Origin of the sequence: Bradyrhizobium sp. ISRA436 (assembly GCF_029910015.1) — a bacterium.
In the GTDB taxonomy this organism is placed as follows: domain Bacteria; phylum Pseudomonadota; class Alphaproteobacteria; order Rhizobiales; family Xanthobacteraceae; genus Bradyrhizobium.
The window spans coordinates 62074-88233 of record NZ_CP094520.1 but is presented as its reverse complement, the minus strand read 5'-3'; the positions used below and the strand labels follow the sequence as shown (position 1 = coordinate 88233).

General features: G+C 61.6%; 24 protein-coding genes and 2 pseudogenes. 14 read left to right on the top strand and 12 right to left on the bottom strand.

What is annotated here, in order from left to right; genetic code table 11:
- Positions 1-39: 39 nt before the first annotated feature.
- The 5 genes from MTX23_RS35320 to traC form a co-directional block, all read right to left on the bottom strand.
- On the bottom strand, positions 40-297 hold the full coding sequence (locus tag MTX23_RS35320) for a WGR domain-containing protein (RefSeq protein WP_280978575.1): 258 nt from the start codon (positions 295-297) through the stop codon (positions 40-42).
- A gap of 85 nt (positions 298-382) precedes the next feature.
- Positions 383-901, bottom strand: a complete 519-nt coding sequence (locus MTX23_RS35315) for a thermonuclease family protein (RefSeq protein ID WP_280978576.1) — start codon at positions 899-901, stop codon at positions 383-385.
- Between the two features lie 240 nt (positions 902-1141).
- Complete coding sequence (traG, locus tag MTX23_RS35310; RefSeq protein ID WP_280978577.1) at positions 1142-3082, bottom strand: Ti-type conjugative transfer system protein TraG; 1941 nt, start codon at positions 3080-3082, stop codon at positions 1142-1144.
- Positions 3069-3284 (bottom strand): type IV conjugative transfer system coupling protein TraD, encoded by a 216-nt coding sequence (gene traD, locus MTX23_RS35305; RefSeq protein ID WP_280978578.1) that lies wholly within the window; start codon positions 3282-3284, stop codon positions 3069-3071. The genes traG and traD overlap by 14 nt, the downstream gene beginning before the upstream one ends.
- 4 nt (positions 3285-3288) lie before the next feature.
- Complete coding sequence (traC, locus tag MTX23_RS35300) at positions 3289-3549, bottom strand: conjugal transfer protein TraC (protein ID WP_280978579.1); 261 nt, start codon at positions 3547-3549, stop codon at positions 3289-3291.
- 251 nt (positions 3550-3800) lie between these two features.
- Between traC and traA the strand changes: the two genes are divergently transcribed.
- From traA to MTX23_RS35275, 5 genes are all read left to right on the top strand, one after another.
- The gene (gene traA, locus MTX23_RS35295) at positions 3801-7109 is read left to right on the top strand and encodes a Ti-type conjugative transfer relaxase TraA (protein WP_280978580.1); all 3309 of its coding nucleotides are present in this window, start codon (positions 3801-3803) and stop codon (positions 7107-7109) included.
- Positions 7106-7639, top strand: coding sequence for a conjugative transfer signal peptidase TraF (gene traF / locus MTX23_RS35290; RefSeq protein WP_280978581.1), 534 nt, complete (start codon positions 7106-7108; stop codon positions 7637-7639). Before traA ends, traF begins: the two co-directional genes overlap by 4 nt.
- Complete coding sequence (locus MTX23_RS35285) at positions 7560-8795, top strand: conjugal transfer protein TraB (RefSeq protein WP_280990765.1); 1236 nt, start codon at positions 7560-7562, stop codon at positions 8793-8795. The genes traF and MTX23_RS35285 overlap by 80 nt, the downstream gene beginning before the upstream one ends.
- Before the next feature lie 11 nt (positions 8796-8806).
- The gene (locus MTX23_RS35280; protein WP_280978583.1) at positions 8807-9424 is read left to right on the top strand and encodes a TraH family protein; all 618 of its coding nucleotides are present in this window, start codon (positions 8807-8809) and stop codon (positions 9422-9424) included.
- A gap of 601 nt (positions 9425-10025) precedes the next feature.
- A complete protein-coding gene (locus tag MTX23_RS35275; protein ID WP_280978584.1) occupies positions 10026-10355 on the top strand; it encodes a transcriptional repressor TraM in 330 nt (109 codons plus the stop codon).
- Positions 10356-10448: 93 nt separating this feature from the next.
- On the opposite strand, the gene MTX23_RS35270 is transcribed toward MTX23_RS35275, so the two are convergent.
- Positions 10449-11153 (bottom strand): autoinducer binding domain-containing protein, encoded by a 705-nt coding sequence (locus MTX23_RS35270; RefSeq protein ID WP_280978585.1) that lies wholly within the window; start codon positions 11151-11153, stop codon positions 10449-10451.
- 1243 nt (positions 11154-12396) lie between these two features.
- Between MTX23_RS35270 and MTX23_RS35265 the strand changes: the two genes are divergently transcribed.
- Both MTX23_RS35265 and MTX23_RS35260 read left to right on the top strand, forming a co-directional pair.
- Positions 12397-12981, top strand: coding sequence for an NYN domain-containing protein (locus MTX23_RS35265; RefSeq protein WP_280978586.1), 585 nt, complete (start codon positions 12397-12399; stop codon positions 12979-12981).
- Positions 12982-12984: 3 nt separating this feature from the next.
- Positions 12985-13659: a hypothetical protein gene (locus MTX23_RS35260; RefSeq protein ID WP_280978587.1), complete on the top strand. Its 675-nt coding sequence runs from the start codon at positions 12985-12987 to the stop codon at positions 13657-13659.
- A gap of 696 nt (positions 13660-14355) precedes the next feature.
- Here MTX23_RS35260 and MTX23_RS35255 read toward each other — a convergent pair.
- Positions 14356-14679, bottom strand: a complete 324-nt coding sequence (locus MTX23_RS35255; protein WP_280978610.1) for a Dabb family protein — start codon at positions 14677-14679, stop codon at positions 14356-14358.
- 64 nt (positions 14680-14743) lie between these two features.
- On the opposite strand from MTX23_RS35255, the gene MTX23_RS35250 reads away from it, so the two are divergent.
- The 4 genes and pseudogenes from MTX23_RS35250 to MTX23_RS35235 all read left to right on the top strand — a co-directional run bounded on the left by MTX23_RS35250 (position 14744) and on the right by MTX23_RS35235 (position 17701).
- Positions 14744-14986, top strand: coding sequence for a hypothetical protein (locus MTX23_RS35250; protein ID WP_280978588.1), 243 nt, complete (start codon positions 14744-14746; stop codon positions 14984-14986).
- A 221-nt stretch (positions 14987-15207) separates the two neighbouring features.
- Positions 15208-16019, top strand: a pseudogene (bioB, locus tag MTX23_RS35245) (biotin synthase BioB).
- A 64-nt stretch (positions 16020-16083) separates the two neighbouring features.
- Positions 16084-16437 (top strand): aspartate 1-decarboxylase, encoded by a 354-nt coding sequence (panD, locus tag MTX23_RS35240; RefSeq protein WP_280978589.1) that lies wholly within the window; start codon positions 16084-16086, stop codon positions 16435-16437.
- Positions 16438-16525: 88 nt separating this feature from the next.
- Positions 16526-17701: an 8-amino-7-oxononanoate synthase gene (locus MTX23_RS35235; RefSeq protein WP_280978590.1), complete on the top strand. Its 1176-nt coding sequence runs from the start codon at positions 16526-16528 to the stop codon at positions 17699-17701.
- Between the two features lie 633 nt (positions 17702-18334).
- Here the strand turns inward: MTX23_RS35235 and MTX23_RS36515 are convergent.
- From MTX23_RS36515 to MTX23_RS35225, 3 genes are all read right to left on the bottom strand, one after another.
- Complete coding sequence (locus tag MTX23_RS36515; protein WP_348637587.1) at positions 18335-18451, bottom strand: hypothetical protein; 117 nt, start codon at positions 18449-18451, stop codon at positions 18335-18337.
- Positions 18427-18702: a response regulator gene (locus tag MTX23_RS35230; protein ID WP_348637588.1), complete on the bottom strand. Its 276-nt coding sequence runs from the start codon at positions 18700-18702 to the stop codon at positions 18427-18429. Before MTX23_RS35230 ends, MTX23_RS36515 begins: the two co-directional genes overlap by 25 nt.
- Before the next feature lie 90 nt (positions 18703-18792).
- The gene (locus MTX23_RS35225) at positions 18793-19578 is read right to left on the bottom strand and encodes a ferredoxin--NADP reductase (RefSeq protein WP_280978591.1); all 786 of its coding nucleotides are present in this window, start codon (positions 19576-19578) and stop codon (positions 18793-18795) included.
- 462 nt (positions 19579-20040) lie between these two features.
- On the opposite strand from MTX23_RS35225, the gene MTX23_RS35220 reads away from it, so the two are divergent.
- Complete coding sequence (locus MTX23_RS35220; protein ID WP_280978592.1) at positions 20041-22512, top strand: EAL domain-containing protein; 2472 nt, start codon at positions 20041-20043, stop codon at positions 22510-22512.
- A gap of 290 nt (positions 22513-22802) precedes the next feature.
- Here the strand turns inward: MTX23_RS35220 and MTX23_RS35215 are convergent, their stop codons facing one another.
- Positions 22803-23009: a hypothetical protein gene (locus MTX23_RS35215; protein WP_280978593.1), complete on the bottom strand. Its 207-nt coding sequence runs from the start codon at positions 23007-23009 to the stop codon at positions 22803-22805.
- Positions 23010-23057: 48 nt separating this feature from the next.
- Here MTX23_RS35215 and MTX23_RS35210 point away from each other — a divergent pair, with 48 nt between their 5' ends.
- Positions 23058-23231, top strand: coding sequence for a hypothetical protein (locus tag MTX23_RS35210; protein WP_280978594.1), 174 nt, complete (start codon positions 23058-23060; stop codon positions 23229-23231).
- A 111-nt stretch (positions 23232-23342) separates the two neighbouring features.
- Positions 23343-24398 (top strand): annotated as a pseudogene (locus MTX23_RS35205) (IS256 family transposase); the annotation flags it as partial.
- Positions 24399-24725: 327 nt separating this feature from the next.
- On the opposite strand, the gene MTX23_RS35200 reads toward MTX23_RS35205, so the two are convergent.
- Positions 24726-25946: an IS110 family transposase gene (locus MTX23_RS35200; RefSeq protein ID WP_280978611.1), complete on the bottom strand. Its 1221-nt coding sequence runs from the start codon at positions 25944-25946 to the stop codon at positions 24726-24728.
- Between the last annotated feature and the right edge of the window lie 214 nt (positions 25947-26160).

Sequence of the window (26160 nt, the reverse complement as noted above, 5' to 3'; positions counted from 1 at the left end):
CACGGGCAGAGCCACAATCCCCGGAAAACCAACGAACTATCAGGCCTTCTCCTCCACAGAGGCGTATCCGCGCCTGCGTTTGGCGCGTTCCAGCCGTCTGAACGCCTCGCCAGCTTCCGCACTGTCCTCGAAGGTTCGCATCATCACCTGCCCGCTCGTGCCAATCCGGCCCCAGTTGCGGATCAGCGAAACCCCGCCGAACAAGGTCGGCTCGATGGAAAGCATGTAAAACCGCCGCATGTTGCGGGTGGCATCGATGCGGCGAAGATGAAGTGGCCCTGGCTTGAGGTTTGGCATGGCCAGGAGTCTCGCTTCCTGGGCAAGCGAGGTCCAATGACTTTTATGAATCGATCGGGGCTAGACGATTCATTTTCTCGATACCTCAGTTGCACCATGGATGCCGTGATCCGTCCCATCGCCGCGCGAGACCTTCCTGCACGAGAGTCTCACCGATGGACCGGCCTTGACGTGTCACGGTCCGTAGTTTGCGACCATATCGGTCCACATCCCGCGCTCCGCTGACAAGCGAAAAGGGTCCGGCACTGAGCAATTCCCGCAACCGGTACTTGGCAGCCTCGCCCTTTTGTCGCTCAGCCTCACACCGCGGTGGACTAAGTTCCGGCGCATCGATGTCAGCGATTCTGATCTTCGCACCTTCCAGCCAGAAGGTATCTCCGTCGACGACACAGGTGATGCGACCGCCCTCACCGCAGAAAGGAAATGTCGCCGCTACCGTGTCCTCCTGTGCCCTGGTTGTTGGTGACCGCAACTGATCGATAATTCTGTAGCGATCGACCGCGAAATATGCGGCCAGCACCACGATCGCAATGACCAATGCAAGCTGGGCTCCTGTCGGCCGCCGGCGATAGTCCCTCAACGTTCCATTTGACCCCTTCTTCAAGATCCTATCCTGCGTCTCACCATGTCGGGATTTGCCTCGTGATGCTCTTGTCAAACACGGTCATGGGCGTCCTTACGGTACCCTAACCTAACGCGTACAATATCTCCGCCTTCCGTCAATGAGGGGTTTGGGCGAGCCCCTTCGGGGACAGCTCTACTCGCGCCGGAGCGGCGCTCCCGGAGCCCGCAAGCGGTCTCCGCGCATTCGCGTGACGATCCTCTCGCGGGGCGTCGCCGCATTTCATGATCGTCGGCTACGCCCACCAGCTTCTCTCCGGTGGAACCTGTTCTCGCCGACGCATGTCCGCATGTCGGCGCGCCGAAACCAGATGGCGCGTCCGCATCGCAGCGGCGGATTGCCGGCGGTGAAGATGATCTGCTCGTCGGTCCGCATGCGCAGCACCTCGTGCGGTAGCATCAGCGGTCGGCGGGCGAGTTGCTTGGACCGCGTCCTGGACGAACCCGACATTTGCGAGGACCGGCTCAGCTGATCCACCTCGACCGTCGTATCCCCGCAGCGCTTCGAGATGTAGTCCGCCGTCTCGGGATCGTTGATCGCCGAGAAGGAGATCCAGGACGCGCTTTCGAACCACTTGCTGGTCGCATCGCGCCCGCCATAGGCCTCGCGCATCTGGCCGATCGACTGGTAGAGCATCAGCAGGGTGATACCGTACTTGCGTCCCGCGTCGCGCGCGGTTTCGAGAATGCGTAAGTACCCGAGGCGGGCGACCTCATCGAGCAGGAACAGGGTGCGGCCGTTCGCTTCGCCATTGCGATTGTAGATGGCGTTCAGCAGCGAGCCGATGATAACGCGGGCGAGACCGGCATGGTTCTCCAGCGTCTTCAGGTCGAGATTGATGAAGACATCCGTCCGGCCCTCCGCGAGCTCGGCCGTCGTGAAGCTCGACCCGGACACCAGTGCGGCATAGTTGGCGTAGGAGAGCCAGTGGGTTTCCTTCACCGCATTGGCGTAGACGCCGCTGAAGGTCTCTGGCGTCATGGCGATGAAGGGCGCGACATTCTCTTTTACGAACCCGGATTCCGAGTTGTCGTAGATCGTCTGAAGCCGCTGGCGGAGCTTTGGCTCCGGCTCGGAGAGGTTGGCACGGACCTGGCGCAGGTGCTGGTCCTTCTTTTCCGTATGACCGGACAGGCAGACATCGGCGATCAGCGCCGTCAGCAGCTGCAGCGCTGAGGCACGAAAGAAGTCGTCCCGCGCCGAGCCCTGGCGCGGATTGTCGGTCATGATCCATGACGCGACGGCGGCAATGTCTTCTTCCTTTGTCGCCCCATGCTCGCCGATCCAGTCGAGTATGTTGAAGCCAATCTCTGACGAACGTGGGTCGAGGACGAAGACCTGTCGGCCGGCCCCGTGCCGATGCGTCGTGACCATTGGTGCGACCTCATTGGACGGGTCGAGAACGACGAGCCCGCCGCCCCATTTCAGCGCCGTCGGCACCGTGACCGATGTCGTCTTGAAGCCGCCGGAACCGGCGAACACGATGCCGTGCGACGAGCCGAACGACGCGTCGAAACAAAGCAAAGGAGACTTGCCGCCAGCGCCCCATGTCTCGGGGTCGTCGGCGCGAAAGGACTGATCAGCGACCGCATCCCGATCGACGCGATAGCGCTCCCCGACCACGATGCCACCGGGCTCCGGGAACAGCCGCGCAGCCTCGGTTATCGCCATCCAGTTGGACTCGCCATGGATGGCGCGTTGCCCCCGGATGCGGCGCGGTTCGGCGGCTGCGAAGGCGGCATTGCCCCTCATTGCCACGCGGAACCCGAACACGGCTGTGAGCGCAGCGATCGTCGCTCCGATGACGGTCGAAGGATCGGTATAGGCAAGAAGCTCCTTCCCCGCCGGCACAGCGTTGGCGAAGGAATGGAGGCGGGCGATCTCGCGCGAGGCGGCGATCGCGACCATAAGCAAACCGCCGAACACGACGCTCCAGCCGGCGTAGCGGATCGCGGTCGCGCCCGCCGCCGCGAACAGGAAGATCACGCCGGTCGCCGCGGCCATCACGTAGGGCAGGGCGATGCCGATTCGGCCGAGCACCAGGTGCGCCTTTGGGGTTGTCCCGAACTTCGAAAGCCACGCCTCGATGCCGGTGAGGGCAAGGCACAAGCCCGCCATCAGCACCCCGGGCGCGATCGCCAGCGCGACCTTATTTGCTTTCATGACCGAACGCTTTCGCGCCGATCGCCGTTAGGCGCTCACGTTCCGCCTCATTGCCTCGCAGACGGTCGGCGGCATCGAGCAGCAAACCGAGCAGCAGCGCGCGCTTCTCGTAGCGAAGCCCGGCCTTCGCGATCAGGCCACCGAGCTCGATCTTCTCCCGCGTGTCTTTCTTGCGGGCGTGAGTTGCATCGGAGCGGCGCATGCGTTCAGCCCTGTTCAGCCAGGCCCGCAGGCGCGACAGGCGGGATGGCCGTGGCCGCCTTGGCGGGTCTGCTCCCGCCTTTGCGAAACCGGCCGGCGATATCCTCGAAGGCCGCCAGCAGCGCCTCCTCGTCGATCTCGATTTCTCCCATCCCGGCCTTGAGCGCGATGCGGCCGATGCGCTCGGCTTCCCGTGTTTCAGCCTGCTTCAGCTGGTCCTGGAGGCGTGCGATTTCATCCCTGATCTGCCGCGAGGGCTTTTTCATTCCGGAAGACCTTTCCTGTCAGTTTTGACGAAGCGCTCGACACGTAAGCCGGGGTGAGCGCGAAGCGCGACCCGGGTAATTAACGGGGTCGGCGAAGCCGACGCTTTGGAAGATCATCCCGCCGTTCCGAAGGAGCGGCTTCCAAGGGCGCAGTAATACGTCGCTGACGCGACGTCCTGCTTCCCAGCCCGAATGGGCGGACCGATCCCGACGAACAGCATGTTCGTTCGTCTTAGGGATCGCTTCCTGCCGTGGCCATCACCCATTTCACGCCCCAGCTCATCGGACGCGGCGATGGCCGCAGCGCCGTGCTGGCTGCCGCCTACCGGCATTGCGCGAAAATGGAGTTTGAGGCCGAGGGCCGCACCGTCGACTATTCGGGCAAGCGCGGGATGATCCACGAGGAATTCCAGGTGCCGGCCGACGCGCCCGCCTGGCTCCGGAGCATGATCGCCGATCGCTCCGTTGCGGGCGCCTCGGAGGCCTTCTGGAACAGGGTCGAGGCCTTCGAAAAGCGGGCGGATGCCCAGTTCGCCAAAGAGTTCATCATCGCGCTGCCCGTCGAGCAGACGACCGAACAGAACATTGCGCTGATGCGCCAGTTCGTGGTCGAGCAGGTGCTATCGCGCGGCCAGGTCGCGGACTGGGTCTATCACGACGAGCCGGGCAATCCGCATGTCCACCTGATGACGACGCTGCGGCCTCTCACCGAGAATGGATTCGGGCCAAAGCGGGTCGCGGTCATCGGCGAAGACGGACAGCCGACGCGCATGAAATCCGGCAAGATCGCCTACCGGCTTTGGGCCGGCGACAAGCAGGAGTTCCTCGAGCAGCGCAACGGTTGGCTCGACCTGCAGAATCAGCATCTCGCCATGAATGGTCACGAGATTCGCGTCGACGGGCGGTCCTACGTCGAGCGCGGCATCGACGTTGTGCCGACCACCCATATCGGGGTTGCAGCCAAGGCCATCCAGCGCCGGGCGGAGCGCGAGGGACGCGATCCCGACCTCGAACGGCTGCGCGTCTTCGACGAGAACCGGGCCGAGACGCTAAGACGAATCCAGCGTCGTCCGGAGATCGTGCTCGACATGATTTCTCGGGAAAAGAGCATCTTTGACGAGCGGGATGTCGGCAAGCTGCTGCATCGCTATGTCGACGATGCCGGAACCTTCCACCACCTGATGGCGCGGGTGCTGCAAAGTCCCGATGCGCTGCGGCTGGAAGGGGAGTCGGTCGATTTCGCCACAGCGGCACGAGCGCCGGCGAAGTACACAACACGCGAGCTGATCCGGCTCGAAGCAGACATGGCGCGCCGCGCTATCCACCTTTCGGGCAGCACCGCTTTCGCGATCAAGACGCCGGTCATCGCCGCCGTGTCCGCGCGGCACGCCAACCTCTCGGCCGAGCAGCGCTCCGCCATCGAGCACTTCGCGTCCGGGACGCGGATCACGGCGGTTGTCGGCCGTGCCGGGGCCGGCAAGACCACGATGATGCGGGCTGCACGCGAGGTGTGGGAAGCCGCTGGCTACCGCGTGGTTGGCGGCGCCTTGGCGGGCAAGGCGGCGGAGGGATTGGAGAAGGAGGCGGGCATCCAATCCCGCACGCTCGCCTCCTGGGAATTGCGATGGAAGAGCGGTCGTGATGGCCTCAACGACAGAACGGTTTTTGTCCTGGACGAGGCCGGCATGGTCGCCTCGCGGCAGATGGCGCTATTTGTCGAAACGGCGTCGAAGGCGGGAGCGAAACTCGTCCTGGTCGGCGATCCCGAGCAGCTCCAGCCGATCGAAGCAGGCGCAGCGTTTCGCGCGATCGTCGAACGTATCGGCTATGCCGAACTCGAAACGATCTATCGCCAGCGCCAGCAATGGATGCGCGACGCCTCGCTCGATCTTGCCCGTGGCCGGACCGCCCGGGCCCTGTCCGCCTATCGCCATCATGGACGACTGTTCGGCTCGGAGTTGAAGGCTCAGGCGATCGACAATCTCATCGCCGACTGGAACCGCGACTACGATCCGTCCAAGTCGACTTTGATCCTGGCCCATCTGCGCCGCGACGTCCGCGCGCTGAATGAGATGGCGCGGGGCAAGCTCGTCGAGCGCGGTCTCGTCGGAGAGGGATATGTCTTCCGGACCGAGGATGGCGAGCGCCGTTTCGCGGCGGGCGACCAGATCGTTTTCCTGAAAAACGAGGGTTCGCTCGGCGTCAAGAACGGCATGATCGGCAAGGTCGTGGAAGCCGCGCCGGCGTTCCTAGTCGCCGAGATCGGTGAGGGCGATGGGCGCCGCCGCGTTGAGGTCGATCAGCGCTTCTATCGCAATATCGATCATGGCTATGCGACCACCGTACATAAGGCGCAGGGAGCAACCGTCGACCGGGTCAAGGTGCTGGCAACGCTCTCCCTCGACAAGCACCTGACCTATGTCGCGCTGACCCGCCATCGCGAGGATGTGGCGCTCTATTACGGCCGGCGTTCGTTCCAGAAGGCCGGTGGCGTGATCCCGATCCTGTCGCAGCGCCGGGCGAAGGAGACCACGCTCGATTACGAACGCGGCAGCCTCTATCGCGATGCGCTGCGCTTTGCTGCGAACCGTGGACTGCACATTGTCAACGTGGCGCGCACGCTCATGCGCGACCGCCTGCGCTGGACGGTTCGCCAGAAGCTGCGCCTTCCCGAATTCGGTCGTCGGCTGCGCGCGCTTGGCGAAAAACTAGGTCTAATCGACAGCCGCAAGCCAATCATGAACACGGCACACAAGGAGGAGAAGCCCATGGTCGCTGGCGTGACGACGTTCCCGAAATCCCTCATCGACACCGTCGAGGACAGTATCCTCGCCGACCCAGCCATCAAAAAGCAGTGGGAGCAAGTCTCCACCCGCTTCCGCCTCGTTTTTGCCGCTCCAGAGCGCGCGTTCCGCGCGACGAACTTCGACGCCGTGCTGAAGGATTCCACCGCAGCGACTTCGACACTCGCCCGTCTCGCCTCGAACCCGGAATCCTTCGGGGCGCTGCGCGGCAAGACCGGCCTGCTGGCGGGCAAGGCCGACAAACAGGAGCGCCAGCGCGCCGAGGCCAATGTGCCGGCGCTCAAGCGCGACATCGAGCGTTACTTACGTCTTCGGGCCGAGGCCGAGCACAAGCATGAAGCCGAGGAACGCGCGATCCGGCAGCGTGTCGCCATCGACATCCCCGCTTTGTCGCGCGACGCGCGTCGGGTGCTCGAGCGCGTGCGCGATGCCATCGACCGCAACGATCTGCCGAGCGCGCTCGAATTCGCGCTCGCGGACAGGATGGTGAAAGCGGAGATTGACGGATTCAACAAGGCGATCGCCGAGCGCTTTGGCGATCGTACATTCCTGCCCAACGCTGCGAGAGAGGCGAACGGGCCAGCCTTCGAGAAGGCGGCCGCCGGCATGGATCCGGCGCGGCGCGACCAGCTGAAAGAAGCCTGGCCCGCGATGCGCGCGGCACAGCAACTCGCCGCACAGGAGCGCTCCGCACAGGCGCTCAAGCAGGCCGAAGCGCAGCGTCTGACCCAGAGCCAGGGACAGACCCTGAAATGAGCATTCGGCGCTCCCCCTTCTTGATCCTGGCGGCGGGCGCTGGCCTCCTCGCCGCCGTGGCCGTCGCGGGCTGGTGTGCCGGACTGCGCATCAACATGACGGCGAGCTATCCGCGCGGTCTCTGGCGGATCGAGACGCTGGATCGGGCCGCCGCCGCCGGCGATCTCGTCTTCATTTGTCCGCCCGATACGGCCGAATTCAAACGCGCACTGGCGCGCGGCTACATCCGACGCGGACTGTGCGCCGGGGGCTTGAGCCCGCTCATCAAGACCGTCGCCGCCGTCGGTGGCCAACGCGTCGATGTGGCTGATCAGGTCTCGATCGACGGCCGTCCACTCCCCGCTTCCGATGTCCGGCAGACCGATGCCGCTGGCCGTCCTCTCGCGCCGTTTGCCGGTGGCGTCATTCCCGCCGGCGAGCTCTATCTCCACTCCGATTTTGCAGGCTCCTATGATTCCCGCTACTTCGGCCCGATCCCGTCATCGGGCGTTCTCGGCCTCGCCCGGCCCATCCTTACCTTCGGCCCATAGCTCATGGCGAGGTGCGGCGGTGGTCGTTGCCGCCGTCATGGTCGGCGCGCTTGCCTGGAGCGGCCACGTGCTCGCCCTGCCGTTCGCCTGCGCCTTCCCGACGCTGTGGGCATTCGCGCCGTCGCGATGGATCTCAGGGGCGGTGAGCGCGGCCTATTTCCTTGCGGCATCGCGCGGGCTGCCGCAGGGCGTCGTCAATTTCTACGGCACTGATCTCGGCGTCGGTATCGCCTTGTGGATCGGAGCGGCAGCCATCTTCGTCCTTGTCCACGCCGTGCTGTGGCAAAGGCGACCGGGATGCGAGAGAGCGCTTTGGTTTGGGCTCGCGGCGATCCTGATGAGCGTGCCGCCCTTCGGCATCGTCGGATGGGCGCAGCCGATCACGGCGGCTGGGGTTCTGTTTCCCGGATGGGGATGGTGGGGACTGGCCGCAACCGCGGCCATTCTGCTCACCATGACGACCCGCAAGTGGCCCATCGCGGGGATCGCCGCGGCCGGCTTCTGGGCTTGGTCGGCCGCGGACTGGATCGCGCCAGCGCAACCGGGCGGATGGGTTGGCCTCGATACCAAGCTTGGGAGCGCGCTCGGCCGGGCTCCGGATCTCGATCAATCGCGCGTGCTCCTCGAGAGGGTCCGTGAGGCCGGTGCCACCGACGCGCGCATTGTCGTGCTTCCCGAAAGCGCAGCCGGGCTGTGGACGCCGACCACGAGCGGCTTCTGGATGGACGGCCTCCAGGGCACCGACATCACGGTGATCGCCGGCGCGGCGATCGTCAATCGCGAAGGCTATGACAACGCCATGGTGGAGATCAGCGCCGGTCGCGCGCGCCGGCTCTATGGCGAGCGCATGCCGGTGCCGATCTCGATGTGGCAACCTTGGCTCGCATGGACGGAGCGGGGCGGAGGGGCGAAGGCCTCGTTCTTCGGCAATCCCCTCGTCGAGACCGCCGGCCGGCGGATCGCGCCGCTGATTTGTTACGAGCAACTGCTTGTCTGGCCCGTCCTGCAGTCGATGCTCCATTCGCCCGACGTGATCGTCGCGATCGGCAACGACTGGTGGACCGCCGGCACCACCATCCTCGCGATTCAGCGAGCCAGCACCGAAGCCTGGGCGCGCCTGTTCGGGCTGCCGCTCGTGCTCTCGTTCAACACCTAAAGGGGATCAGCATGATCGATGCCGCCACCATTCATCAATGCGCCGATCCGGGCCTGAAGCCTGCGATCGTCGAGAAATTCATCCGCGCGGTCGGCTCGCCCGATCCGCTCGCCGTCACTGTCCGGACCGGAAACCGCGTCATCCTGGTGACGCCCCCCAAGACGCCGGATGACGCGATGGAGCTGGTCCGCCGTTACGTTGGCCAGGCCATGGTCCGCGTTGGGGTGACGCAATATCCGGCCGGGCTCGGCGTCACCGATGTTGCCGAGCTCAAGCGCGATCTCGTCGACACCTGCGCCAATATCAGGATGGGAACCGCGCTGTTCGGCAAGGTCTACCGCATCGTTACGAAATGGTACGGCGCACCGCTCGACGAGGCGTTCGGCGATTCGATCGATGCCTGGAAGACAGGGTATTTCGACGGGAAATATGTGTTCGACGAACCCGATCCCGGCAGCCTACCGACCAGCAAGCGTGAACCGGACTCTGGTGACAAGCCCGAGAATGGCCATGTCGCGGCGAGGCCTGCAAGCGGTCCCGAAAATGTGACCCCGCAGGAGCCGGACAATCCGAACAAGGCGGGCATCCGGATCGATTTGACCGGCATCGGTGTAGGCAAACTCAAATAGGCCGGCCTCCGGGCCGCGACGATCGGGGGGACTGGACAGCCACGGCCAAGTGTAGGGCGGCAATGCAGCGTTGTCGCCCGTCAGCCCCGTAATGCTGAGATGCAGGCGCTCGGCGATGCAGCCAATTCTGCGGGGCGTTGGGGCGCCGCTCTCACGGGGTGTCGCATGTTCCGCTATGCGCGCGAGGGCCTGACGACGCAAGGTCGCTCTCCAGCCGCTCATTCTCTTCCCCCGATATGCATCAGCAGTGTCGTACGTCGTCTCCAGCTCGCCCTTCATCTCGGCGGGCTCTTGGCCGGCTTCAGACTGCACCGGTTTGGATGAATTCGCCACATTCTCGACGGCTGGCGCCAGGCCCCTGATCAATCTATAACGAATCGCAGGGTAGTACGCGCTGCCCGGAGGTGTGGAAACCTCTGTCTAGCGGTTGGTGCCGGCCGTGACGGCACCAGGATCCTCTGACCTAATGGCCGGGGGCCTGTGACGTATGTCCAGGTGCCTCGGTGCTAAAGGTCACAGGGCTGTCTAGACACAGTTTCCAACCCCCGGCTTGGGATCAAAGGATTATCGTCGGCGGGGGCGCACCGCGGACCAAGTCTGCGTGAGAATTGTGGCATCGAACGATGATGATGAATCGCCCGGCGCCGGGCTCAACTCCGATCTTGAGCACATCTTCGGAGGAATTGCTCAATCTGAGCTTGAGCGTCTGACCATCGACGCTATTCGCGAATACCGTGCGAGCGTCGCGCTCGCCGAGGCGGCCCGATTGCAGCGGGTCGCCGCGGAGGCTGACACAGATTCTTGTCCCGAACGCCGGGCGGAGCTCCAGCGAATCCATGAAAATGCGGAGACCGAGCATCGGGCGCGTCAGCTTGTTCTTAACAACCTGATCGATCGCCTCGGCTACGTTCCCAAAGTCCCCGCTGGATAATCGTCACTGGCAAGTGAGCCCCGCGCTGGGCGTCGTTGTTTAACCGAAGGTCACGAGGAGGCAGGGATCGTCCGGCAGACGTGTCACAGTCGATTAGATCAACTTCTTCTCCATGGCGATACGGACGGCTTGCTGGAGATTGCTGGCGCCGAGTTTATCGCGCGCGTTATCCAGATAGAACTGGACTGTTCGTGGCTTAATCCCGAGCAAGTCCGCGATCACGTTCATCGACTTGCCGTGTGACGACCAACTGAGCGAGGTCGCTTCCTGCGTCGACAACGTCACATCCCCGGTTTTGAAGGACGACCCAGACGCCAAGCTGAGGCGAACATGAATGTGGGCGAGCGCCAATGCCGCCTGCATCGGATCCCATGGCGGGACCTCGACCCGCCGCCGATCTGATGCGAGTGTGATCATCGCGGTGCGGCCATAGCTTGTTCTGATCGGAACGGAAACGCCGGAGCGGATGCCGAAGTCAGCTGCCTCTGAATAGAATTGCTTGATCTCGCGCGAGCTCCTGCGCACGTCCCGCTCCTCCGCCGACCAGGCGAACATCCGCATGCTGCGCTTGGCGGTCGTCACGACAGGGTCGATGATCGTGTAGTGCCTTGCAAAATAGAGGTTGAGCCACTCGGCAGGATAATCGCTGAAAGCAACCGCATTATCAGCGTGAATATGAATGTAGGCATAGCGATCGAAGCCGGATGATACAGTAAACTTCTTGATCGCGTTGCGAATGGAGCGCTCGTCGCGTGCCAGATCGATAGCGTCCATCAATCCCTGCAATTGGCCATCCAACTTAAGTTCCTCCTCGTCTTCATCTTCCGAGCGTCAGCGCGATGGCGACCTTGCTCGTCGGATGAGCATCACGATTCTGTCATTCTTTTGATTCGATGACCGCTTCGAAGTGACTCGACGGAATTCAATCTCCCTGCGTTGCTTACCTATTGAACTCCATCCGATCGTATGTCCTGCGCCCGGCCACTACGCGTTCTGATCCGGCCGAGGGTCCAAACCGCGCTCTTCAGGCCGGGGTTCGATGTCGGTCGCAGTGGATCGGACGCCCGGTTCTGCATTGCTACTCATCGCGCAGGCTATAGCGCTTTTCGTCGTGCATCCGGTCTCCATAGTACTGTTAAGCAACGAGTAACGAGCGGTGCACGGACTGACAAATAGGGACTTTTGAGTCGGTCATAGGAGAAGCCTATGGGTGAACCTCTCGGCGTTGGGGCCTGGTGTGCGAAGCAAACGCCCTGAGCATTGGCAGCGGTCGCACGGGAACGACTGCGAAGAAGCCGCTGATCAATTCGATTCGGAGCGGGCCGAGTGGGCACGGGCAGCGTGTCGCGACGAAGGCAGAGAGAGTATGGCACGACAATCAAGATGTCTCACCTTGGATCGCCACCGCCCCAAGAGAGCGTCCTCAAGATCATCGAGCTGTCCAGTCAGCACTAAAACGGCATCTCAAGTGTTGCATGGCCATACCGACGAGATTTGGTCGTAATGGATCATGCCTCCTCATCGATATCCGGTGCGAGCCAGCCATAGACGGTCCGGAAGGCGTCTCTTCCCATCCAATGAACGGCTGATCGGGTCAGCGGATGCCCAGCCGGGCGAATTCCAATAGGTCGTCTTCCTGGCGACGAGCCTGAGGATCTTCCACTTAGGATCCCTCAAATCGATACTGGCCTCATCGGGTAACGCCCGAAAAGTCAAGCGGCGGCGCTGGGCGAGGGCGTCTTGATGATCGTGTTTGAACGCTGCATTGGTGAGGGATGCCCGCCAAATGCCCGTATAGTCCGATGAAGATCGGAATGCCCAGATGCTGACGAAGGGTGCGCAGGATATTTTGTACGAAGCGAACCAATTTGATGTCGAGATGGCACACTGAGTCAAGAAATGAGTGTTCGTACGCTTCGTGCTGTGTTCGTTGGAGCGCGGCCAACGAGACTTAAGGTATTGGCGCACCAAATCACTGCAGACTGCCACAGCAGTCTCCCTGAAGCATCGGAGACGATAGATGAAGAGCGCGAATTGACGCATGTCACCCTTCGACAAGATCGCGCTCTTTATCGATGGCCCCAATCTCCACGCAACTGCCAGGGCGCTCGGCTTCGAGATCGATTACAAGCGCTTGCTCGGGGAATTTCAGTGCCGCGGCTCACTGCTGCGTGCGTTCTATTACACGCCGATTATCGAGGATCAGGAATATTCGGCGGTCCGGCCGCTCCTCGATTGGCTCGACTATAACGGCTACGCGGTGGTCACCAAGCCGACCAAGGAATTCGTGGACGCCTGCGGCCGGCGCAAGGTGAAGGGCAATATGGACATCGAGCTCGCGGTCGATGCCATGGAGCTTGCTGGGCGGGTCGACCAAATCATCCTGTTCTCCGGCGACGGCGACTTCCGCCACCTGGTCGAAGCGGTGCAACGCCGCGGCGTCCGCGTCACCGTGGTTTCCACCATCGCGATCCAGCCGGCGATGATCGCCGACGAACTTCGGCGCCAGGCGGACGACTTTATTGACTTGGCGGAGTTGAAGCTGAAGCTCGGGCGCGATCCGTCCGAACGGTTAGGACCGACACTAAGTGCTGGCAGGCGTCGCGAGTCAGCAAGCGTAGAATAATGAATGGAAGTGATTTCGTGCATGTTGATGGCGACGTCCACAACGAGCCGCTTGGTGCTTATTCCGTATCTCTTTCCTGTTCTGGTAATATTTGGGTTCAGCGCGACTGCGCAGGAGAGCAGGACTGATAACGGTCCCATTGTTCCAAATGTCAGAATCGAGTGCTCGCTGAAGCAGAAGGCCGCCGAACCGGTCGAGGCTGAAACATTCGTTGCGCAGGAACATTTTAAGGAAGACATCACGCCAACGGCCCAAGTCAGGATCTCGTGGCTTGGCGCGACGTTTGCTCGCCGGTTCGCAGTCAAGGTCGAAACCGCGACTGATAGATGTCTGCAAACCTGTATCTTGGAGAATCCCTCAAATGACAATCGGATCATCGGAGAACTGGGTATTCCCGATGAGACCAACTTGGCTGATATCTGGCGCCTCTTAAGGCGGCAGGCCAATGGTGAAAGCGGTGCGTTGCTGACCAACGCTGCTCCCAACATATTTTTTGTTCGTGATCGTATGAGCGCCCTTGGGGTAGTTGATGTCCTATGGGGAGGTGCCGGCTGGGAAATTGGAGCAAGTCCGATCGGAAAACAACGGACATGGCCTCCTGGCACGCGTGTCTTCTTTCACGGCCCGGATAACGACTGTCGTGCATTGACTGGACTTGGCGCCAGCGCGGCACGCTGACGATATGCCGAACATGGTCTATTCCGTAGACCTATCGTCAGGGTAGATGCAATCCGCAGCGCGGCTCGGCCGACCACGTTCAATGCGGAGAGTGAGAAGAACCCCGGTTGCGCAGCTTAGCGACGAAGAATCGAGTCGAGACGATCCAGCATCCTATTGTCTCGGCGGTCGAAGCTGACGACCACGTCATACCGGAAATGGCCGGCACCAGCAATCGCTCCAATGTCCGGTTCAGATCGTAGGTAGGTAAGCCGGCTGCGCCTCCCTTTCACGGCGGCAGATTGGTCGATGCTCTTGCGCATACTTGGTAAGAAGGCTGCGAAACACTCTCCATGGGTCGCCATTTAGGCCTCTCCATAGTAACTTGCCTATCCGTTCGCGACTGCGTAGGCGCGGAACGGCTTGCAGCCAGATATAAGTAGTGCCCGAGCAACTTATATTATGCCTTGCGGCCCTACCGAGAAACGTAAGATTGCGGTCGATTGCGCGAAGCAGCGCATCGCAGCGACACGCTCAATCCATTATTGCAAGTCTCGGACGTCCATTGGGCGGTTAGTCACCGAATGAGTGGTGCGGCCCCAGATGCGCTCCGATAATGATCCCATCCAACAAGAGCGCCGCTCGTCGGGATCCTGCAAACCTCTGACATCGATTGTCAGGTTAACGCCCGACCGGAGGCACGGTGCGCCGACTAAGTTAGCGCATCCCTCCCGTCGAGGCGAAACGTACATCTGTGGATGCATCGTAGTCGGCCGCGAACCGCAGCTCCCGGAGTGGCCGTACCAGCCTGATCGCTTCCTGGTACAGACCGTGCGCTTTGTACGCTGCGAGTTCCGTCTCGTTGTCGAACTCAGCATAGACCACGACGTCGATATCGTTGTCGAACTGATCGGCCTTGCGATTGCGAGCAATCTCGAGCCGGCGTGCATGTGGGATTGTAGCGAGGACCGCCAGGCCTTCGACGATCTGGTCGATCTGAGCTTCATTCTTGGCGGCGAACAGGACAATGTGACGAATCATGGAGGCCCTAAAGGAGCGAAATCGCAAGAGATCGCATACCTATCTTGGAAGAGAGCACGCCGCAATGGCCGCAGCCACCGGCTTGATGTGCGCCAAATGGCCGGGAGTGATTTCTGGCGCCACATTGCGGAACGCGACCACGTCGAGCGCAGCGCGCATCTCGAACGCTCTCTTTAACTGGCTTGATGTCGATCGGAGCAACCCGCATACCGCGACGAGCCTGAGGTGCGACAAGGTGCTGGGTTCGCAGCTGCTCAAACGCCTCGCGTACCGGGACGTACCTCGACTGAATTTCCGCGCGACATGATGCCGCCGGCGGGCCGTCTGGTCAGCTTGCCACAGATGATGTGTTCACCGACTGACCTTGCAACGCGTCTCACAGTCGTGGTGCTGTAGCCATGATAGATTATCTACCACAATAACGAATGCATCCGCGTGTCGGATGAGTTAGGAGTCCAAAGGGGTAGATAATATCATGGACAACGGTCATCATTATCTACGATCACGTTCGAGAATGAAGCAAACCAAATGATTGCGCCTGTGGGAACGAACCGGAACGATGGTAACGGTGCGCCGGTCCGCAGGGATTGGGAACATGCGGAGGCCGAAGCGCTCTATGGTCTGCCATTTGCGGACCTGATGTTTCAAGCGCATAGCAGTCATCGCGAGAACTTCGATCCAAACCACGTCGAAACGGCGAGCCTGCTCAGTGTCAAGACCGGTGGCTGTCCGGAAGATTGCGGCGACTGCTCGCAAAGCGCACATTACGAGACCGGTCTCAAAGCCACCCCCCTGATGAATTGCGCCGATGTGGTTGCTGCCGCGGAGCGCGCCAAGGCCGCCGGCGCAACCCGCTTCTGCATGGCCGCAGCTTGGCTCAGTCCAAAAGATCGTGATCTCGCTTCTGTTTGCGACATGGTGAGCGCGGTCAAGAATCTTGGCATGGAAACCTGCGTCACGCTCGGCATGCTGACACCGAAGCAGGCAACAAGGCTCGCTGACGCCGGGCTCGACTTCTACAATCACAATGTCGACTCCTCGCCGGAGTGTTACGGCAAGATCATTACAACCCGCACCTTGCAGGATCGTATCGACACACTTGCGCATGTGCGCGGTGCCAGGATCAAGGTGTGCTGCGGCGGGATTATCGGCATGGGGGAGGGCGTCGAGGATCGCCTTGGCATGCTAATACTGCTCGCGAATCGTCCACGTCATCCGGAAAGCAGGCGCTGTGCGTTTTGGCGGGCGGGAATTCAATCTTCATCGGCGACGTACTGTTGACGACCAAGAACCCGAAAACCGATCGCGATGCAAATTTATTGAACCGGCTTGGCATCTAATCCAGTCGGGCCTAGGTGAAATTGCTCAACGCGCAGGATTGCCAACTCCAGCGGTAGGTACAGAATGCAAATTACCTTGATGAAAGGCAAAATCCATCGCGCCTCGGTGACGGAGGCCGATCTGCACTATGAAGGCTCAATATCGATTGACCGTACGCTGCTGGATGCGGCGGGATTTTTGATCAACGAACGCGTCGAAATCTACAACATCGACACCGGGGCGCGGTTTGCGACCTATGTGATTGAGGCACCGGAAGGGTCGGGCACGATAGGTCTGAATGGTGCGGCTGCGCGACTGGCTATGATCGGAGACAAAGTGATCATCGTTGCATATGCCGCGTTTGACGAGACGGAAGCAAGAACGTTCAGGCCACACGTTGTGCTGGTTGATCGAGAAAATCGCATCTTGCCAGGCTGAGACCGAAAACGCTGATGTTGGACCCTGTTTGTTTTTATTTGGCGGCCAATGGAATTGCGCCCGGTAGATGGCGACCAAGGAGTGAACGATGAACTCGACCCACGCGGCCAAAATGACCGATTATGTTGCCGCCCTGCGCGCCTTAGAAGATGACGACCGGCTGCGCAGCCTCAAACCGCGCGCTGGCATCGATTTTTCATCAAACGATTATCTGGGACTGGCGAGCGCCCCGCGCATGAAAAGGGCTGTCGTGGCCGCGCTCGAGGCGGGCACACCGATCGGAGCCGGCGGGTCGCGGCTTCTGCGCGGCAATTGTGAGGAGCACGAAAGTCTCGAAGCAGAGGCTGCAAGGTTCTTCGGGGCGGAGACGGCGCTCTTCTTCGGCGGCGGTTATGTTGCAAATTTTGCCGTCTTGACGACGCTGCCGCAGCGGGGCGATCTGCTTGTTCTCGATTCGCTCGTGCACGCGAGCATTCACGAAGGCGCGCGAGCGGGCCGGGCCGATTTTCGCATAAGCGCCCACAACGACCCCGAGTCGGTCGAAAGCACAATTCGCGATTGGCGCGCGAAAGGCGGAACGGGGCGCATCTGGATCGTGGTCGAAAGTCTCTACAGCATGGATGGCGATTTCGCACCACTCGGAGAGTTGGTCGCTATGGCGGACCGGTACGAAGCGTTCCTGGTCGTGGATGAGGCCCATGCCACAGGCGTTTACGGCAAACAGGGACGGGGACTCACCGCGCCCTACGATGGGCACGAGAACCTCTTGGTTGTTCACACCTGCGGTAAAGCGCTGGGCGCGGCCGGCGCACTCGTCACTGCTTCCGGTGTGCTGCGCGATTTCATGGTCAATCGCTGTCGGCCCTTCATCTTCGCGACCGCGCCGTCACCCTTGACAGCCGTCGCCGTGCGGGAGGCTCTCATAATCCTGCAGGAGGAGCCTGAGCGACAGCGCCATCTGGAAAATTTGGTAGCCTTCACGCATCGGGAACTTGTTGCATGCGGCCGTCCGAGCCCTTCGAACTCACAGATCATTCCTTACATTGTCGGCGACAATGCGCGTGCGATGCGGCTCGCTTCCGCACTGCAAGCGCGTGGCTTTGACATCCGCGGAATCCGGCCACCCACCGTGCCCAGGGGAACGGCGCGGTTGCGAATTTCCCTGACGCTTAACGTCACGGAAGCGGATGTATCCCACATGCTTGATGCGTTGGTCGAAGAGACGGGGGCGACGCGCGGTGAGGGCCGCGGGTCTGGTCACTGACCCGGATACCGGGATCGGCTAAACGGTCCGCAAGGCTCGCCGATCGGCGCACTCATCGACACGGATTGACATCTCCGCCCGGCCGCGGGGTCGGAACCGCTCTACCTCTCTATCAGAGTGAGCATCCGGGCCAGGATCATCAGCTCGGGGATCGAAAGCCCTGGCGATGGCCTACTGTAGACACGCCGAAGGCGTCGGCCGCCCGCCCGGCGGCGCGCTCGACGAAGGCGCACGGCCGCCGCCTAACGAAAGAGTCAATTTAAATCGGTAATCGGTATTTGCTCGGAAATATCAGGAACCCGAAAGACGACGGCTAGGTGGTCGCTTGGTTGATCTGCCGTCCCGCACCCTCATCGAAGGAAGATGCTTGGCGAAAATCCTAACCGGTCCCAAATCGCCCCTGTATTGGTCTGACGCGACTCCCTCGATCAGTTTGCGATGGCTCCGAAATACTGCCTCGTGAGTGAGCCTAGGATCTGCCCACATCTCTCCCAAAGCGGACAACGCGGCATTGCTGATATCGCAATCAACACACCTGTTGCCATCGAACATGGTGAATCTGTACACCATCGATCTCGGGTCATAACCGATTGGCTTTCCGCTCGTCAGTGGCATCTTTCTGCCCTCTTGCGATCAGTGTCGAGGCCTCAGCAGTAGTGCTCGCAGTCGTGCTTCCAACTCGATGAGATCGAACGGCTTCACGAGATAATCATCGGCCCCGGCGTCTAACGTCCGAACCCGATCTTCCACACCGTCGCGCGCACTGACGACGATGACGGGTGTCCTTCGACGCTGCCCTGCCGAGCCGGGCGAAGCAATTTCAGGCCATCTGCATCAGGAAGCCCTAGATCGAGTACAATCGCATCGTAGGAGTTCACGGCTGTTGTAGCCACTGCGTCGTCGGCCCTGCTTACTTCATCAACGGCAAAGCCACGCTCGGAAAAGTGACCGCCGATCAGACTACGCAGTGTTGGTTGATCTTCGACGATTAATACGTTCAATCCAGCCTCCAGTATGACCACCGCCCTCTATGGCGGCAGCGATCGCAGATTACGGTGCCTCCAGGGGAGGGGGCGGCGTCGTCGCGGTTCTCACCGCTCCGCCAACGCATTTTCGACCACAAAGTGCGCTGGCGCGCCGTGATTGCCTTCGACAAAGCCCTTCGCCGCCAGCAGTTCCCGGGCATCGCGCACCAGGGCAGGGCTGCCGCTAATCATGACGCGGTCATGCTGCGGCTCGACTTCCGGCAACTCGATGTCCGTAAACAGCTTACCTGATGCAATCAGGTCGGTGATCCGGCCGCGGTTGACGAAGGGATCGCGCGTCACGGTCGGATGATAGATCAGCTGGTAGCGCACGAAATCGCCGAGCAGCTCGTCGCGCGGCAGTTGTTCCGTGATCATCTCGCTATAGGCGAGCTCGGCGACGCGGCGGCAGCCGTGTAGCAGCACGACATTCTCGAATCGCAGATAAGTTTCTGGATCCTTGATCACGCTCAGGAACGGCGCAAGCCCTGCGCCGGTGCCGATCAGATAGAGGTTGCGCCCATCTTCGAGATTGTCGGTGACCAGCGTCCCGGTCGCCTTGCGGCTGACGATGACCTTATCGGCCTCCTTCAGGCAGTGCAGGCGCGAGCTTAAGGGACCGTCAGGTACCTTGATCGAGAGAAATTCAAGTCGATCCTCGTAATGGGCGCTGGCGAGGTTGTAGGCACGCAGCAGCGGCTTCCCGTCGACCTCGAGCCCGATCATGGTAAATTCGCCGCTGCGGAAGCGGAACGTCGGATCCCGCGTGGTGGTGAAGCTGAAGAGATTGTCAGTCCAGTGATGGACGCTCAGGACGCGTTCCTGGTTGAAAGTGCTCGTCCTACCGCTCACGCGAAGGTTGACACGTAACTGATGCAAATCGGCCAGCGACAAGTTCTATGCCTACTCCCTGCACTTGGTCTCAGTTTGAGAGTGACGACAGCCATCGCTCGGAGTTGCGCACACTTCGGATTGAGAGCGCCGTTCGGTGACGGACGGCGATGCAGGCAGATCCGCCACTCGCATCGTTATATGACAGATTGCGCTTGTTATCGACGTGCAAATTTTGTGCGGGACGGACGAATAAGCGCGGCCTGCAGGCATGTTCCTAATCACGACGTAACGGTTCGCCGGCTGAGAATGTACGTTTCGTACGTTGAGTCCTGCGCTAACCATCAGCTTACTTAAATTTGCCGGAATTCCCGATTCGCTGCAGCGCACGTCTATTCTTTACATCGAATTAAGCCGATCTGCGTCATAGCGCCGGGCCGAAAGCTTGGGTCTCACAGAAAGCGTGGGTTTCGGGGGCATGTCATGGGTGCTGCCAAGCAGCAAGCCGAGAATATAAATCCAGAAATGTTCGAGGACGTGCCCGTCCTGCGACGCAGGTGGCAAGCCGCGCTCAAGCCCGGCGGAAACCTTCCCCTCTATGAAGACGTGTTGCTGGGCAGCCTCGGGCGGCTCGCCGATCACATCGTGCTGCTCAAGTGCGAGAACGATGGGGTCACCATCGCGCGCACCGGCCGCTATGCGCAGAAGTGGCTGGGCGATGAGCGTTGGGACATTCCGATGCAGGCGCTGCCGCCGGATTGCGCCACCGTCCTGAACGAAGCAGCGTCCAACGCGACTGCCAGCAAACGTCCCGCGCTCGCGACCGTCCATTGCGTGCGCGAGGGCATGGTGCGAACCTATGACGTGCTGGCGCTGCCGACATTGTCGCGCTGGGGCGGCACGCTGATTGGCGCTTTTGTCAACGAGCGCGGCGCGCAATACAATCTCCTCGATGCAATCTTTTCCGCGACCGATGACGGAGTGATCTCACTGTCGCCCATTCGCGACGCGAGGGGACGGCCGTCCGATTTTCAGATCGTGCATCATAACCAGGCCGCGGCGAGATTGCTGAAGGTGGCAGAACAAAGCCTGCAGTGGCAGCGGCTCAGCAATGGAGACCATCTGCTCTGTTCGGAATCAGTAGTGACGCGACTGTGCGCCGCGATCGCGAACAACCAGCCGGACCAGTTCGAGATCGACAGCGATGATCGCACCCTGCGGTTTGGCATGACTTCCTTCGGCAACATCCTTTCGCTGGTAATTTCCGACGTCACACCCTTGAAGCGACGAGAGGCCTCATTCCGGCTGTTGTTTGATAGCAATCCGATGCCGATGTGGGTGTTCGATCCGGCGACGATGGCGTTTCTGCATGTCAACGATGCGGCGGTGCAGCACTACGGCTACACTCGCGAGACCTTCCTGCAAATGAAAGTCTACGACATCTGGCCACAGGACGAGTGGGGCAGTCATAGTCAGGCGCTGCAGGATATCGGCGATACCTACCAGTCCGAGCGGCACTGGCGCCATGTGAAAGCCGATGGAAGCGAGATAGAGGTTCTCACGTTCGGCCGACGCCTCTCATTTCAAGTTGGTGACGCCTATCTCGTTGCGGTGGTCGACATCACTGAACGGCGCAAGGCCGAGGCCCGCATCGCCTATATGGCGCACCATGATGGATTGACCGATCTGGCCAACCGCGCGTTCTACCAGGAGCGTCTAAAAGAGGCACTGGACGCCGGCGACGTTGCGGGCAAGCGTGTCGCCGTGCTCTGCATCGATCTCGACCTGTTCAAGAACGTGAACGACTCCTTTGGCCATCCCGCGGGCGATCGCGTGCTGCGGCAGGTAGCCGAACGCCTACGCTCGAGGGTGGCCGGCAATAACCTTGCCGCGCGGCTCGGCGGCGACGAATTTGCGGTGATCCTTGGCGCCGACACCTCGCCCAACGAGGCGAGCGAGTTTGCTGTCGGGCTGATTCATACTTTGAGCACGCCCTACGAAATCGACGGCAACGAGGTGGTGATCGGCGCCTCGATCGGCATCGCGCTCTCGCCAGCAGACGGGGCGACCAGCGAAGAATTGATGCGTAACGCAGACATGGCTCTCTACCGGGCGAAGCAGGAAGGCCGCGGCGAGCATCGGTTCTTCGAGCGCGAGATGGATCTCCAGGCGCAGAAACGCCGGGAGATGGAGCTGGACCTACGCCGCGCCTTTGTCCATGGTGAGTTCGAATTGCACTACCAGCCCCTGGTCGATATCTTGACCGATCAGATCTCCGGCTTCGAGGCGCTCGTGCGCTGGCGGCATCCGGAGAAAGGTATCATCTCGCCGGCGGAGTTCATTCCCGTTACCGAAGACATCGGGTTGATCACACCACTCGGTGAGTGGGTGTTGCGCGAAGCCTGCAATGAGGCGGTGAAATGGCCGGATGCGATCAAGGTCGCGGTCAACCTCTCGCCCGTGCAGTTCCGCAGCCGTAACCTGGTGCAGGTGGTAATCTCGGCCCTTGGTAATTCGGGCCTGTCGCCTAAGCGGCTCGAGCTCGAAATCACCGAATCGGTGTTTCTGGCGGAGACCGAGGCCAATCTCGCGATCCTGCACCAACTGCGCGAGCTCGGGGTTGCCATCTCCCTAGACGATTTCGGCACTGGCTACTCGAGCTTGAGCTATTTGCGCAGCTTCCCGTTCGACAAGATCAAGATCGACCGGTCTTTTGTGAAGGATCTCGCTGAACGTTCCGACTGCGTGGCTATCGTGGGCGCCATCGCGGGCCTCGCCCGCAGACTCAACATCACGACGATCGCGGAAGGAGTGGAGACCGCTGATCAGCTCGCCCGGCTCCGCGCCGAGGGCTGCAACGAGGTGCAGGGATTCCTGTTCGGCGCCGCCAAGCCGGCCGCCGAAGTGGAGCAGCTGTTGCTTCGTTTTGGGGTTAGGCCGTCGAACGCTGCGTGACTCTTTGCGTGGCTATGCGCGTCGCCCAGTGCGCGAAGATTGTCTGACGGCAAATCAGCTGACGCGGGAAAAGCTGCTCCGAGGCGGTTGCGGGGAAAACCGCGTGTTATTTCTCGGGTATGAAATCTTCCGATCAGCCAAGGGAACTCATTCGGGCGAGAAGTACGATTGTTCCATGCCTGTGGTTGATTGATCAATTCAGGCTCGGCAATTCTCCATCGGGACGTCCGTAACCATCTTCGGCCATCCATTTGGTGCGGGCGAGATGGTTTCATAGGCCGACGCGATCGCTAAACCTCGGGATCAATGTGTAGAAGCCATTGGTGGTGATCCGATTGCCCCACAACCAGCACCCGATCGACGGCGTTGAGCGCAACGCCGTCGATCGTCTGCAGCCCGGAGAGCGTGATGCTGCCGGTCGCAACGACCCGCACGGGCGCTTTGACGAAGGTGGAAGTCGGGTCGATCGAGACGCTGCGGCGATCGGTGATTGCCATGTGGAGAAACCATCCGCGCGTGGAATCGTCCGAGCAGTCGGGAGACGAATGGACAGCGCCTGGTGCGCCTTTGAGAAGGCCTGCCAGGGCACCGCGGATGCTGTACAGGCCCACTGGCAGCGCTTTCGGCCGAACGCTCAGCTCGCCGACAAAGAGCTCGTCGAGCGACGATTTATCACCGGCGGCGAGCGGTACGTCTTCCGCTTCAGCTGCGTAAAATGATCAGAGCGGACTAGGAGCTATGCGGGAAAGTGGGTGATGACGGACTGAGATAGGCGGCGTATCGAGGCGGGTGTCGAGCCTGCCAGAACCTCTCAAGGAGAGCGATACGCCATGAATGAGACTAGCAACATTGTCCCGCTTCGTCAGCCCGACGAGATCGATGATCCACTGACCAATGTCCTGCGCGCTGGTGCGCGGCAGCTTCTGGCGCAGGCTGTCGAGGTCGAAGTCGAGACATTTCTTGCCACGGTGAAGGACTTGAAGCTTGCCGACGGGCGCGCCCGTGTCGTGCGGCATGGTTACGGCCCGGCGCGAACGATCCAGACCGGCATCGGCCCTGTCGATGTCGCGCGGGCGAAGATTCGCGACCGCGGGACGGCCGGCGATGGCGAGCGGATCCGGTTCAGCTCGGCGATCCTGCCGCTGTGGGCACGGCGGACCAGAAGTCTGGATGCGCTGTTGCCGGTTCTGTACCTGCGCGGCATCTCGACCGGCGATTTCCAGGAGGCGCTGACGGCCTTGCTGGGCAAGGACGCGCCGAACCTGTCGCCCGCGGTGATTTCCCGGCTGACGGCCGAGTGGCAAGGCGAGTACGAACGCTGGCAGAGGCGCGATCTGTCGGCGCGGCGATACGTGTACGTGTGGGCCGATGGCGTCTTCCTGCAGGCCCGCATGGAAGACCACGGCGAATGCATGCTGGTGCTGATCGGCGCGACGCCGGAAGGCAAGAAGGAACTGGTCGGCTTTCAGGTCGGCGTGCGGGAGAGCGCGCAGAGCTGGCGCGAGCTCCTGATCGACGTCAAGCAGCGCGGGTTGCAGATCGCCCCGGAAATTGCCGTCGGCGACGGCGCGCTCGGCTTCTGGAAGGCGCTCGACGAGATCTTTCCCGGCACGCGGCACCAGCGATGCTGGGTGCACAAGACCGTGAACGTCCTGGACAAGGTCCCGCTCTCGGTACAGGCCACCATGAAGAAGGATCTGCGCGAGGTCTACTGGGCGCCGAACCGGGCGTCCGCCGAAGCGGCGATCGACGTCTTCGCCGAGAAATACCGCGCCAAGTACGGCCGGGCGGTCGAATGCCTGGTCAAGGATCGCGACGCGCTGCTGGCCTTCTACGACCTTCCTGCCGAGCATTGGGATCACTTGCGCACCACGGATGAGATCGACAAGCAGTTTTTAGCGGGCTCCGGAAGATGCATTCTTTTGTTCGACCGCGCCGCGGGCATTCTTCCGTCCCGACCGCCCATCTCGCAGCTGCCGCGCGCAGGGGCGGTCAAGGCTGGCCGCAGTTTGCGGCCACCGCAAGGCTTGGCCTTGACCGGCCCGAGCACGGCGGCATCCTCGATCGGATCGGGCCTGGAAAGAACACAATGACTCACCGGCCCAGTATCCCAGGGGCATGGGAACTAGCCCGAACAGGCGATCGTTATTGTCGTGCGCGGGTGACCTCGTGGCGAAGAGCGGCGCGTCGGCTGTAAGCGTCGCAGGGCAGCCCTATCTGTGCCCTGCCGGGTTGAGGCGCCCGCGCGCCTTTTCTTTTGGCGGGCGCGGGCGCCAAGCTTCGACAAAGTGCTCATACCTTCTCTGCGCTTGCTCGGCGACGTGCATCTCCTGATCGCGGAGTTGTTTGATATTGTACGCGTAGGTAGAGCCGCGCGTGTTGCCTTTTTTCTGCGCTCGCCCAGCCTGTAACTCCATGCCGCGCATCTTGTGAGCGACAAGACTGGGCCGGGCCCAGAGGTAATCCTCTTCGTTCGTCAGCAGATGCCAGCACAGGACGGTCAGCTTGCGCGCTACGGCGACGGCGGCCACTTGATGGCCCCGTCTGGCGCGGATGCGCACGAAGAAAGCGTGGAGCGGTCCGGGTGCCTTGGCGGCAGCCCAGGCGGCTTCTACCAGCATGGCCCGGGCGTGGCTGCGTCCGACCTTGCTGATCCGGCCATGATGAGCGGCACCGAGGCCCGACTGGTGCACACGCGGATTGAGCCCGAAGTAGCTGACCAGTTTCTGCGGGCTCTTGAAGCGCGTGATATCGCCAATTGCCGCCATCAACCCGGCCGCCACCGCCAGATTGACGCCGGTGATCGTCAGCAGCCGCCTGACCGAGCCGTCGTCCAGCGTGTTTGTAGCGATCTCCCGATCGAGGATCGTGAGATCTTCGGCGAGCCGATCGAGCTCGCGCACATGCCGCTCAATAGCATCCCGTTCGTCGTCGGGTACTGGCTGGTGCGCCAGCCAATCGCGGCCGCGGCCGTTGAATAAATCGGCGTGCGGACATTTTGGGATCAGGTGCGCATGAAGGATTGCGTGCACTTCGTTCTTGATCCGGGTCCGATGCCGCACGACCTGGTAACGCCGAGCGATCAGCCTGCGCAGCCGTTCTGTGGCCGCGTCCGGCGTCCAGATTTCCGGCAGATAGCCGGCCGCGTACAAGCTGGCCAGCGTGCCCGCGTCGACCTTGTCAGTCTTCACATGGGCATGCGCGATTGCCTTCACCTGCAATGGGTTGGCGATGACCACCCGCTTCACGAACGGCGACAGCACCCGTGACACCGCCATGCAGTTGCCGGTCGCTTCGATCACCACCTCGTCTATCGGTTGAAGGCTTTTGCCAAAGCCCTCCAGTGCCGTGCGGGTCATATCGACGCGACCGGCCGGTCGAAGTCTGCCGTCTTCCCAGAAAACCACCTCGCCGAAAGTTCGGTGGATATCCATTCCGATTACGCGTCGCATTTGCACCTCCTGTCATATGACGGGAACGGTGGGCGACACGACAACTACGGATCCGCGCTCACGGCGCAACCGGGCTAGTCGTAGAGGCGGCCAGCTACTAACTCGAGCTCGCAGCTCATCGTACGCAACGGCCTGCCCACACCTTCGTGCTCCCGGTGCCTCTGTCCCGGATGGTCGCACCATACGCCACGATCTT